8 protein-coding genes are annotated in these 11630 nt (G+C 62.4%); 2 read left to right on the forward strand and 6 right to left on the reverse strand.

Annotated elements, in window-relative coordinates; genetic code table 11:
- Nucleotides 1–228: 228 nt before the first annotated feature.
- Nucleotides 229–1905 carry an ATP-binding protein gene (locus tag VNH11_17720; GenBank protein HVA48208.1) on the reverse strand — a complete coding sequence of 559 codons (1677 nt, stop codon included), beginning with the start codon at nucleotides 1903–1905 and terminating at the stop codon, nucleotides 229–231.
- Nucleotides 1906–3106: 1201 nt separating this feature from the next.
- Here VNH11_17720 and VNH11_17725 point away from each other — a divergent pair.
- Together VNH11_17725 and VNH11_17730 are read left to right on the forward strand one after the other, a co-directional pair.
- On the forward strand, nucleotides 3107–3865 hold the full coding sequence (locus VNH11_17725; GenBank protein HVA48209.1) for a DUF6088 family protein: 759 nt from the start codon (nucleotides 3107–3109) through the stop codon (nucleotides 3863–3865).
- Nucleotides 3852–4814, forward strand: a complete 963-nt coding sequence (locus VNH11_17730; protein ID HVA48210.1) for a nucleotidyl transferase AbiEii/AbiGii toxin family protein — start codon at nucleotides 3852–3854, stop codon at nucleotides 4812–4814. The genes VNH11_17725 and VNH11_17730 overlap by 14 nt, the downstream gene beginning before the upstream one ends.
- Nucleotides 4815–5044: 230 nt before the next feature.
- Here the strand turns inward: VNH11_17730 and VNH11_17735 are convergent, their stop codons facing one another.
- The 5 genes from VNH11_17735 to VNH11_17755 all read right to left on the reverse strand — a co-directional run bounded on the left by VNH11_17735 (nucleotide 5045) and on the right by VNH11_17755 (nucleotide 11459).
- On the reverse strand, nucleotides 5045–5482 hold the full coding sequence (locus VNH11_17735; protein HVA48211.1) for a hypothetical protein: 438 nt from the start codon (nucleotides 5480–5482) through the stop codon (nucleotides 5045–5047).
- Nucleotides 5457–6056, reverse strand: a complete 600-nt coding sequence (locus tag VNH11_17740; GenBank protein ID HVA48212.1) for a helix-turn-helix domain-containing protein — start codon at nucleotides 6054–6056, stop codon at nucleotides 5457–5459. Before VNH11_17740 ends, VNH11_17735 begins: the two co-directional genes overlap by 26 nt.
- Nucleotides 6057–6563: 507 nt before the next feature.
- Nucleotides 6564–7385 carry a hypothetical protein gene (locus VNH11_17745; GenBank protein HVA48213.1) on the reverse strand — a complete coding sequence of 274 codons (822 nt, stop codon included), beginning with the start codon at nucleotides 7383–7385 and terminating at the stop codon, nucleotides 6564–6566.
- An 858-nt stretch (nucleotides 7386–8243) separates the two neighbouring features.
- Nucleotides 8244–8930 (reverse strand): hypothetical protein, encoded by a 687-nt coding sequence (locus VNH11_17750; protein ID HVA48214.1) that lies wholly within the window; start codon nucleotides 8928–8930, stop codon nucleotides 8244–8246.
- Between the two features lie 1134 nt (nucleotides 8931–10064).
- On the reverse strand, nucleotides 10065–11459 hold the full coding sequence (locus VNH11_17755) for a Gfo/Idh/MocA family oxidoreductase (protein ID HVA48215.1): 1395 nt from the start codon (nucleotides 11457–11459) through the stop codon (nucleotides 10065–10067).
- Between the last annotated feature and the right edge of the window lie 171 nt (nucleotides 11460–11630).

Here is an 11630-nt window from a genome sequence, read left to right on the forward strand (position 1 = left end):
CAAGGCTGAGCCGCGCGGTGGTTCCGCGACCCGCCCGACGTGGTTCCCACAAAGGCATCCCGCGGCGGATGCCGCGTCGTGCGTGACCAAGCGGCGATCGCCACCTCATGCAACATCTGGTCAACGGGCTACCAGCCGCATTCGCCCTATTGGCTCAGATTTCGGCTTTCGCTTCGATTCTCTGGGCCAATGCAGAGGATCGTAACTCCCTGTATCTCCTTGATTTCGTCATCGCCGCTTCGCCTTTCTATGGCCCGTTTTTGGCTCCGTCATTGAATTCTCTGGGCCAATCGGTTCGCTCGCACCGGGAAACCAGCGTGCCAAGCGTTTTGCTCCAACGGCATGAATCAGACCTTCGGCCCGTAGCTCGTCGAGGAGCCGCTTAATTGTGCTGCGACTGACCGCCGGGAACTCGGCAAGCAAGTCGTCCATCGCACGGCCGTCCTCGGCATGCGACTCTAGGTGGTCAAGCAATCGAGCCCTATTCTGTGCGCGCGCATCGAGCCTTCTTTGAGCGTCGGGCGATCGCCCCTTGGTGGCTCCGCTCAGCTTACGAGAGAGTAGCGGCTTTCCCCGGCCCGTTCGATCCAGAATACCGAGTTCCAGCAGTTTGGGCACCTGCGGCTGCAACTCGACCGGCAGGCGCTTGCCCGATGCGATCAATCCCAGTATCAGGAAGTCGTGCGGATCGAGCGTTGCCAGCGTTTCGTCGCCGACACGTTCCAAGAACTTGAGGAAGTTCTCGTCGCGAATTTCGCCGTCGAGCGTGAGCCAAACTTGATGAGCGTCGGACCGTGAATAGTCCGGCAACGGCTGACCGTGGCGGACGCACTGTTCCACGATACGATCGGCCCCTTGGCCCGAGCGCTCGATCAGGCCGCAACGCGCAAAAGTCTCGGCGATACGGCGGTTGCGCGGCGACTGCTGGTCGAGGATGTTGTCGGGCGTGATGCCCGGCGGAAAGCCGCCGGGGCTGACGATTTCAATGCGCCGTGGAAACTGTCGCACGAACACCGACCCCGGATGACGGTAGTCTCGGTGACTGACCGCATTCAAAAGTGCCTCGCGGACTGCGATCTCGCTGAAGGTGGGCACAGGATGCATCACGAGGCGTTCCTGGAAGTGTTGCTTGTCGTTCCGCAGATCGACGAGTTCCCAAACGCGGTCGTCGAACGAGAAGAAAGCCTGGCGGAATTCCTCGCGTTGATTGGCGGGGCCAGGTCGTGGCGTCGAGCGATACTCGAAGACGACTTCGGCCTGCGCCAGAAATCGTCCGAGCGCCGCACGGCTGCCTAGCAGAATGAGCGCGGCATAGGTGACGCCGCCGGGCAGGACCAACTCGGCGTCTCGCAGCAGTTTGTCGGCCGGCCGCTTCGACAAGGCCTTGTTGCCGGAATGCTTGGCCCAACGGCGACGAAGCGATTCGATCGCGGCGGGATCGAGGTCGGCCATCGCGGCTTTCGCGCAGATTTCGGCCGAGAAGTCCGGGCCGGCCTCGTCGAAGATGCGGCGCAGCATGTCGGGCGTCATCGGCGCCAGGTCTTCGCCGGCGCGCATCCAATATGCTCCGTCGACGGCGACAGGCACGCCGATGGGCCGCGACGGCGCCGTGAACACCAGCACGCGGCCGTCCGGGCGTACGATTTCTTGGGCGTCAATGCGAAGGCGGAGTTTTTCGATCAATCCGGCCTTGGTCCGCTCCAGGTCGGCAAACGCCTGGCTACCAACGACCTTGCGCGGGCGTCGGTCAGTCACGCCGAGAACGATGGAACCGCCTCCCTCGTTGGCGAGCGCGGCGCAGTATTTGACGAGCTTCTCGAAGTGGAAGTTGCTCTTGGCTTCCTTGAATTCAAGGTGTTCGCCTTCTTTTGTTCTCAGCCATTCCTCGATTTGCGGGCTGCTCATGCTGGTTCCTGGGCGCGTGCAGAAGCACCGTAATGTCGTCGTTTGGGTTCGCTGAAGGCAGCGCGTCTCCCTGCCTTTCGGTTGACGGCTGCACTGCGGGACTTGATGCAACTCGTATCCTGGGATGGCAGACCTGTCAAGCAGCCGTTTGTCGCGCAAGTGTGCTAAAAAAAGCAAAGGCCCTGCCTTAGCTTACGGGCGCGAACGGGGACCGAGCAAACGTGGTGAGCGATCCGGCTGCGGCGCGCGGTTGGCCCGGCTCCGCTACGCCCGGCAGCGTAGATAGGTCGTGACGAAGGCTGAGCCGCGCGGTGGTTCCGCGACCCGCGCGGCGTGGTTCCCACGGAGTGGCGACCGATTCTCCAGCGGCTGGCGATCGACGCGGAGACCTGGCTCGACAGACTGGCTTGCTTTGGTCGCTCGCTTGCACCGCACGGTTGGACCGCGTGTCGAGCATGGCGATTAACGCTTCGCCCAAACTTGCCGGACGGCTTCCACACCGTGCGTAGCCCGGAACGGGCGTTATTCGATAGCCTGGGGTGAAACCCCAGGTTGTCGAAGACACCAACGATTCCGTAGCCCTGAATGGGCGTCATTCCCGAGGTAGAACTTCTCGCGGGATGACGCCCCGTTGGGGCTTACGATGATCTCGTGGGGCCGTTACACCCAGGGTTCCGCTGCGCTGCACCCTGGGCTATCGAATACGACCCACTTCGGGGTCGGCGGCCTGCGGCCACTGTTTCGGTGGCCGGGGCGACTAAACCGGATCCAATGATTCGCTTTTTTCCTGATTGCCGCCAACCGGGCGCCAACCCACCAACGGGGTTTCTCCATGATTGCGGCAACCGTTTCACGATGGCGTGTGTTGGCAGCCCTGTCGGGCGCGGCAGACTGGCTTGTCAGCACAAACGCGCCCCTCGGCGGATGCCACGTTCGTGCGTGACCAAGCGGCGGTCGCCACCCCAACGCAACCTGTGGCCAACGGGCTACACCAGCCGCATCGAGCACATCCGAACGCTTCGACCGCATGCCAAGCGACCTACGGGTCTGGCCAGCCGCTGGTTCGCCAGGATTGCCCGCTCCGTCGGGGCCTAGATAAGCCACGGTGTCTGGCTCCGCCTTGCCGCCCTTTTCCCGCCGCATGTCAAGTTTTACATCACAAAAACTTGACATGCGGCCGGCAAAGGCCGATACTTGCAGCATGAAAACCATTCGCACCGCAGCAGCCTCGCGTCGTGTCACGGGTTTGGTCCGCCAGCGGATCGAACGCGGAGGCGAACGCCTATGGCGCTACGCGGATTTTCACGAACTGCCATTCGCGTCCGTCGCCCAGGCGCTTTCCCGCCTGGCACGCGCCGGCGAAATTCAACGCCTCAGCAAAGGCATCTACTACCGGCCCCGTCAGACCGCTTTTGGCGAAAGTCGGCCCAACCCCGCCGCCATCCAGAAGCTTGCCAGCCCCCGCAAAGCCATCTTCCCGTCGGGAATCGCGGCGGCAAGTCTGCTTGGGTTCACCACCCAACAACCGAAGCGCGGCGAAGTCGCGACCACCGCGCTGAGCTTGCCGCGCAAACTCGTGGGCGACAAGACGGTGATCCATTTTCGCCGCCCTGCAGCATGGGCCAACCTCTCCAAGACCGACGCGGCCATGCTCGACTTTCTTCGCCGCAAAGCCGAGCCGAGCGAATTATCACCGGATGACACCGTCCGCCGAACGCTGACGCTGATCGACGAAGGGGGGCGCTTCGAGCGGCTGCTCAAAGCGGCGCACTCCGAACCGCCGCGTGTTCGGGCAATCCTCGGCGCGCTCGGCGAACAACTCGGCAAGAGAACCAACGTCCTCGGCCGCCTGCGGGCATCGCTGAATCCACTCTCCCGGTTTGACTTCGGCCGCCTGGCCGGGCTGACCTATGCCCGTAAATGGCAGGCAAAGGAGCGCCACCGCCGTGCGATTGTTTGAACATCCCGACTTTGAGCAGGCGATCATCCGCGCCGCCGACTATTTCGGCGACCAGGGCCTGCGGCCGGCGATCATCGAAAAGGATTACTATGTCACCGAGGCGCTTCGCCTCATCGCCGGCGCGGCCCGCGACACGATCATTTTCAAAGGCGGCACCAGCCTGTCGAAAGGCTGGAATCTTATCCAGCGGTTTTCCGAAGACATCGACATCTTCCTCGACCCGCTCGCCTTCGACCCGCCGTTAGGCAAAAAGGCCATCGACCGCGAGCTTAAGAAACTCCGCGAAATCGTCGCCTCGCATCCGGCGCTAAGCTTCGTTCCCGAGGAAAGCCGGACCATCGGCGGTTTCGGCCGCAGCGACCGCTTCTCCTACCCGCAGCGTTTCGGCGGCCCAGGCGAAGTGACCAACCGCGTGCTGTTGGAAGCCGGTACGGCGAGCGGCCGCGAGCCTACGAGCATCGTCGAGCTACGCTCGTATCTCGCCCAGTTCTTGGCCGACTCCGGCACCACGCTGGCAATCGACGACGGAGACGCGTTTTCGATGCGGCTGTTGCACTTTCGGCGCACGTTCGTCGAAAAGATGTTCGCCATCCATAGCAAGGTCGAGCTTTTCAAGCGCGACAGGCAACCGCTCGGCGGCTACGCCCGCCATTACTACGATCTGTATCAACTCGCGGCGGAGGCCGAAGTCTTGGCCATGCTGCGAAGTTCCGAGTACGCCGCGATCAAAGTCGATTACGATCGGGTTAGCCGCGAGCATTTTCCCAAGAGCTACTTCCATCCTGACGACATGCGTTTTGCTGTGAGCGATGCACTGTTCCCGCCAGCCGACTTGGCGGCGGAGTTGGCTGCCGAGTATGAGACGCAATGCCGCATCCTCTGCTACGGGCATTTTCCGGCTTGGGCCGACGTTATGGCGCGGCTTGAAGAACTGCGTGAGCTTTTGTGACCCTCTCTTGCCGGGGACATGCCCAATTATTCGCTTTTTTTCCTGATTGCGGCCAACGGGGCGCCAACGCACCGGCGGGGTTTCTCCATGATTGCCGAAACGGTTTCACGACGGCGCGTGTTGGCCGCCCTGTCCGGCGCGGCAGACGGGCTCGTCAGCACAAAAGCACCCCTCGGCGGATGCCACGTTCGAATGGCCGTTAACGCGCGCTTTGCTCCGTTCATCGACTTTCAAGCCAGCCCAGGGTGATTGGCTTTTATCCACGCTTCCGCGTCGACCGCGAATTGCTTCACCGTCTTGAGCAATCCTTCGGCGTCCGTGTCGGTTACTCCGCCGGCGAAATCGTACTCGCAGCCATTCCGCTTGAGCCGGCAACCATCAAAATACGCCGACAGCCTTGCAAACGCGGCATCGGCCGCTTCCAGCGCCAGGAAGGTATTGTAGTGGCCGCCGATAGCGCGGGGGCGATAGCCCGCCGCGCGCACGACCATCAGCGAAAGGGTGCGAGCAGCGTCGTAGGCCATGACGAACCGCGCGTCGGCCGACAACCCCGGTGCCGCGACATCCTTCATGCTGCGGGCGACAATCGAGCGCAGATTGTCGAGCTCGGCTTTGCTCGGCGCTTCATGCGTGACGTTCTTATTAGCGAGCAGTTTTTTCCAGCTCATCCTTATCGCCTCGCACGAACAGCTTCGGCTTCTCCAACACTCGCGTCAGGAAGTGGTCCCTGGCCGCCCGCTTCTTGGCGAATTCCGCCGGCGTGTAAACGGTCGGATTGATCTCGCGGCCGAGCAATTCTCTGGCATTTCGTAGCGGCACCGCAAGGTCCAGCGGCGAAACGTTGCCGATGACCATCAGGTCGATGTCGCTGTCGCTCCGCTCACCACCCGCGGCGATGGAGCCATAAACGAACACGATCCGCAGTTTGCGGGCAAGCGGCTCGATGGCATCGGCCAGCACATCGACCAGGCCGGCCGTCTTCAGCATCAGGCCGCGAAGCTCGGGAAACACCGGTGAATTGGTGTTGGCCTGATAGTAGGCCATTCGCCCCTGCCGGCGCGTTTTCAATACCCCCGCTTTTTCCAGGTCGTGTAGTTCGCGTTGGAGGCTCGATGAGGGAACACCCATGCGGCGCGCCAACTCCGACACGTACCACGCCTTCTCCGGTCGGATCAGCATGGCCGCAAGGATTCCCTGACGGGTCTTCGGCAGCAGGGCATCGATGGCGCGGTTGTTACGCATACTGCGTAAATATGAACGCAAACTGCGTAAAAGTCAAGTCGCATCTGAGGGATAGAAGACGGCAAGATACCCAAACCCATGATTTACGCACGCGAACGGGGACCGAGCAAACGTGGTGAGAAATCCGGCTGCGGAGAGCGGTTGGCCCGGTTCCGCGGTGCCCCGCAGTCGGGGGCCTGACCGAGGCTGAGCCGCCCGGTGGTTCCGCGACCCGCGCGGCGTGGTTCCCGCGGAGTTGCGACCGATTCTCGAGCGGCTGGTGATCGACGCGGAGACATGGCTCGACAGGCTGGCTTGTTTCGGTCGCTCGCTTCCACCGCACTGGTCAGCACAATAGCGCCCCTCGGCGGACGCCACGTTCGTGCGTGACAAGGGGCCGATCGCCACCCCATGCAACATCTGGCCAATGGGCCACCAGCCGCATTCGCCCTATTGGCTCAGATTTCGGCTTTCGCTTCGATTCTTCGACCCAAATCTGACCGGCGCAAGTGTCTATTGTCCAAATAGTTACGCGATGCAAACGTTTGATGATTTGGGCCATATTTTGGGTTCATGGCTAATTCTCCGACCCTGGTCGAGGATGTTGTCGGGCGTGATGCCCGGCGGAAAGCCGCCGGGGCTGACGATTTCAATGCGTCGCGGAAACTGCCGCACGAACACCGACCCCGGATGACGGTAGTCTCGGTGACTGACCGCATTCAAAAGTGCCTCGCGGACTGCGATCTCGCTGAAGGTGCGCACAGGATGCATCACGAGGCGTTCCTGGAAGTGTTGCTTGTCGTTCCGCAGGTCCACGAGTTCCCAAACGCGGTCGTAGAACGACAAGAAAGCCTGGCGGAATTCCTCGCGTTGATTGGCGGGGCCAGGTCGCGGCGTCGAGCGATACTCGAAGACGACTTCGGCCTGCGCCAGAAATCGTCCGAGCGCCGCACGGCTGCCCAGCAGAATGAGCGCGGCATAGGTGACGCCGCCGGGCAGGACCAACTCGGCGTCTCTCAGCAGTTTGTCGGCCGGCCGCTTCGACAAGGCGTTGTTGCCGGAATGCTTGGTCCAACGGCGACGAAGCGATTCGATCGCCGCGGGATCGAGGTCGGCCATCGCGGCTTTCGGGCAGATTTCGGCCGAGAAGTCTGGGCCGGCTTCATCGAAGATGCGGCGCAGCATGTCGGGCGTCATCGGCGCCAGGTCTTCGCCGGCACGCATCCAATACGCTCCATCGACGGCGATAGGTACGCCGATGGGCCGCGACGGCGCCGTGAACACCAACACGCGGCCGTCCGGGCGTACGATTTCCTGCGCGTCAATGCGCAGGCGGAGCTTTTCGATCAATCCGGCCTTGGTCCGCTCCAGGTCGGCAAACGCCTGGCTACCGACGACCTTGCGAGGGCGCCAGGCAGGCGGGCGCCTGCAACCGGTCCAACCCAAGCCAGTCGCGAGATAGAACAAAGAATGAACGCGGGACGACGAGCGTGTACCTGACGCCAGTTTTGGTTCCGATCGGATGCCGCCGGCTTGCCCGGCGGAGGTGTACGTTGGCAGTCTACAGAACGAGGCGCCCAACAACCGCTTCCGGCAGCGGGCCGCCGCTTCCCGGTCACCCTCCCGCTTGCGGAGCAAGCGGGCTACGTAGCCCGCTCGCTCCGCGAGCGGATCGGCGGTCGGGAAGCGGCGGCCCGCGTCACCTTCAACGAAAAAAAAAGAATGAGAGAGGCTGCCGTGGGATTTTGGGCGACTCCATGTCGTATTACTGGCAGAGCGGAAAAACAGCGGGCCGATGGCCGGCCATGCGTGCCCCGCGGCAGGAGGAATGTGGAACTTTTAGCCCGGATGATTCACCGGCCCCCGAACTTGGCGCGCAGACTGCGCGAACACCAACCCGAAGCGCAAGCGAGCTAAGTCCGTTGCTGATCCTCGCTTGCGCTTCGGGTTGGTGTGGGCCGGTGAATAATCCGGGTTAGAGCGGAAGAGCGTCTAACTGTTAGTGGCCAGTGGTCGGTGGTCAGTGGTCAGTGGTTGGTGGTTGGCAGAGTGTCAGCCGTGCCTAAGAATTGAGCAGCGGCGTCGGGCGGCCGCCGGTGCCCGTCGGCTTGCGCAAATTTGCGGACGCCGATGAAACACGGCGTTTTTGCCAATCGGTTAAACCTGACAGAGGGTTTTTGGCGGCTGCTCAAATGATGTGCATAGTGGTCATCTGGCTGCCTGATCTTTGAGCAATTCTTTTGTCCGTGCGGCGAAGCAGCCCGCCGGCGTTCGGCGAGCTGCGGTGAGAAGGCGAAACGGTCCGGTCCCAAGCCAACGGCGCGGTAGAACAACGGGAACGATGCGGGCCAGCGCCCGCTGCAGATCCATGCCAAGCCAGCCGCGCGATAGAACGAGAGGAATGACAGTGCAACATGCCAAGCCAGCCAGGAGGTAGAACAAGAGCAACGATGGCAAAGGCCGACGAGTTTTTTCGCGCGGGAGCGGATCATTCGGGACTGCAAAAGCGTATCGCCTTATAGCGGGAGAACCGAACGCGGTCCGGTCCCGTGTTCGTGCTGACCGTTCAACGGTGATCCATGCCAAGCCAGTCAGGAGGTAGAACCACAGATAAACGACAGAAAGATTACCCGACAGAAAAATGAGCGACGGCGACCGCCAATCGAAATCCCGAAATCGAAAATCCAAAATCAGCCAGCCCCCCAGATTTACCGTTGCGGCCACGGTTTGCAGGCCGAGTTGCCGTTGCCGCAACCTGTGTGGTGCAATGGCTTTAGGGCAAGGATCCTGCTGAGACGATTTTTGTTTTTGACAACGGTAATTGTTTTTCCGCAACGGTAGTTCGCCGACGGCAAGGCGGCCGAACCGCCCGCCGTTCGGCTGCTGAGAACCCATCGCCTGGCGATGATGAGCACGAGGGCGGCGGCCCGTCGCCGGCGCGTTCGTGACGAGTTGGGCAGCGCGACGCTCAAGCGACGCCGCGGGTCTTTGACAACTTACTGCTGAATACCTTCCGCGGGACCAGACCGGACAGGTCGCGCCGCGCGCTGCGCGGGCGCGTCGAGCCGGACGCCGAGGCAGAAGGCAGCACGCACGACGCAACGTTGATTGGCGGTTTGGCGCATCTTCGGCGTCGAGTTGCGCGTCTTCGCCGGCGCATGGTTTTTGACCTTTCCACGACGGCGGTGGTGGCCCGGGCGCGAATCCGGCAAACGACCAACGAACGCAAACCGAGCCGGCTTAAAAGCTTTTATAAGCGAACGTTGATGCGTTCGCGCGTGGCTGTAAAGGCATGTCCGGATTGGTGTTACCTCCGGGCAGTGACGCTGAATGCTTTTATTCTTCACAAGTGTTTAAGATCCGGTGATCTTCGCTTGACTTACCGGCGGGACGGGGAACGGCTGCGCAACTGGCGGAATCCGACAGTTGGCCAATTGTGGGGGGGTTCCTCCGCGTCGCGACGAGCAGTGCCTGCCAACGTATGCAAAAGTCGATGTTCATCGCTCTGCTTCGCTTGGCGCGAATTGGCCATCTTCAAAACGCCCGGAAGGCGCCGTTGTAGAAACGGATGCCGACGCATTCCGTCGCGGAAGCGCAAAATATTTGGCGACGAGGGTTTGCGACTTATCCGTTGGAGGAGTGTCATCCGTGATCCTGCTCACTTTGGCTGCGCGCAGCCAAAGTGCCAGCGGGCCCGCTCGTCTGCGGCAGCCCGCGCCGAGGCGACACGCGTGTCGCATGGGCACGGAGTCAACGGCTTTCCTCTCGCGGAGCGAAAGGGCTACGGTCGGCAGTTTGGCCGCGCGCGGCCAAACTGCCTGCGGCCGGTTCGTCACCGGCGGCACGCGCCGAGGCGGCACGCGCCGAGGCGACACGCGTGTCGCATGGGCGCGGAGTAAGCGGCTTTTCTCTCGAGGAGCGAAAGGGCTACGGTCGGCACTTTGGCCGCGCGCGGCCAAAGTGCGTGCGGCCCGTTCGTCTCCGGCGGACCGACGATTCCAGTTCCAAGAGGTGCAATATCGCTTGCACCTAAACTTTGTAGCCGTCGCGGTACTTGGGCTTGACGATTTCGGCGACTTCCGGGGCGTTGGTCGCCACGAGGTTCTTGGCGTCCCACTCGATCTTCTTGCCGGGCTGGTCGGCCTCGGGCGCCGCCCAGACCGCCAGGTTGCCCAGCAGGATCGTCTCGGTCAGTCCGCCGGCATAGTCGGCGAAGTTCGACCGGGCCTGTTCGCCGCCGCGGATTGCCCGCACCCACTCCTCGAAGTGGCCCGGCGAGTGGACAAAATCGACCTTCGGCTCGTCGATGCCGCCGGTCAACACGATCTGCCGCTCGGCATAGTCGCCCGGTGCGTAGAGCTTGCCCTTCTCGCCGATCACCAGGCAGCCGCTGCTGGCAGCGTGCTTGCCCTCCTTATACTCTTTGGCATATCCCTCTTTGTCGCCCAGCACCAAGCAGCCGCTCTGGGTCGGATCGGCGCCGTCGAACAACTCCTTGCCCGGCTTCTGTCCGCCGTCGTACCAGGCAAACTTCACAGCCGGCCGCTTGTCGTTGGCGGGGAAGTCGAAATCGATCACCGACCACTTGGGATAGCTGTCGCGGTTGTGGCCGGAGGTTTTCGCCTGGACCGCGGTCGGGTCTTTTAGGGCGAGCGCCATGTAGGGCATGTTCACCGTGTGGCAGGCCATATCGCCCAACGCCCCGGTGCCGAAATCCCACCAGCCACGCCAAGAGAACGGATGGTAGCCTTCGCCATAGGGACGATAAGGAGCAGGGCCGAGCCACTCCTCCCAGTGAATGACCGAAGGCACTTCCACCGGCGATGGCCGGGCGACGCCCTGCGCCCAGATCGGCCGGTTCGTCCAGACATGGACTTCGATCACTTTGCCCAACGCGCCCGACTGAATGATCGCCGCCGCCCGGCGGAGCGAATCGTTGGCCGTCCCCTGGTTGCCCATTTGCGTGGCGACCTTTTTGGCACGGGCAATCTCGCCCAGCCGACGCGCTTCCCAAATCGAGTGCGTGAGCGGCTTCTGGCAGAAGCAGTGCTTGCCCATCTGCATGGCCATCGCGGCCACCACGGCGTGGCAGTGGTCGGGCGTGCTGACCGTCACGGCGTCGATGCTGGAACCCATTTCCTCCAGCATCTTGCGGAAGTCGTTGTACTTCTTGGCGCCCTCGAATTTCTTCGAGGCCGCAGTCAGCCGGCGATCGTCGATGTCGCAAATGGCGACCACGTCTCCGTGCTTGCCGGCGTCGGCTGAGTCGCTCTCGCCTTTGCCGCCGATGCCCACGCAGGCCATGCGGATTTTTTCATTGGGCGACTTGCTCTCTTCGGCCTGCAGGCCGGCCGCGGCCCAAAAACCGACGCCCGTGGCGGCGGTGGTCTGAAGAAACTGACGACGACTTGAATTGCGGGGCATTGCGGAAACTCCTTGCCGGGTAGGGATGGAAAAAGCGGGTGCTACGGAGCTCCCTAGGATAACGCGCCAGCCGCCCGTCCACCACCAAAAAAATCTGACCGGCACGTTCCGGACGGCCACGAATGGGGGGGCGTCACGGATGCCATTTGCTATCCGCGGAAGCGGTGATTA

It is taken from the genome of Pirellulales bacterium, from assembly GCA_035533075.1.
Classification (GTDB): domain Bacteria; phylum Planctomycetota; class Planctomycetia; order Pirellulales; family JAICIG01; genus DASSFG01.

Coding starts and splice junctions, on each gene's coding strand:
- VNH11_17735 (HVA48211.1), bottom strand. CDS start 5,482: ATGAGCTGGAAAAAACTGCTCGCTAATAAGAACGTCACGCATGAAGCG.
- VNH11_17750 (HVA48214.1), bottom strand. CDS start 8,930: ATGGGTTCTCAGCAGCCGAACGGCGGGCGGTTCGGCCGCCTTGCCGTC.
- VNH11_17725 (HVA48209.1), top strand. CDS start 3,107: ATGAAAACCATTCGCACCGCAGCAGCCTCGCGTCGTGTCACGGGTTTG.
- VNH11_17755 (HVA48215.1), bottom strand. CDS start 11,459: ATGCCCCGCAATTCAAGTCGTCGTCAGTTTCTTCAGACCACCGCCGCC.
- VNH11_17740 (HVA48212.1), bottom strand. CDS start 6,056: ATGCGTAACAACCGCGCCATCGATGCCCTGCTGCCGAAGACCCGTCAG.
- VNH11_17720 (HVA48208.1), bottom strand. CDS start 1,905: ATGAGCAGCCCGCAAATCGAGGAATGGCTGAGAACAAAAGAAGGCGAA.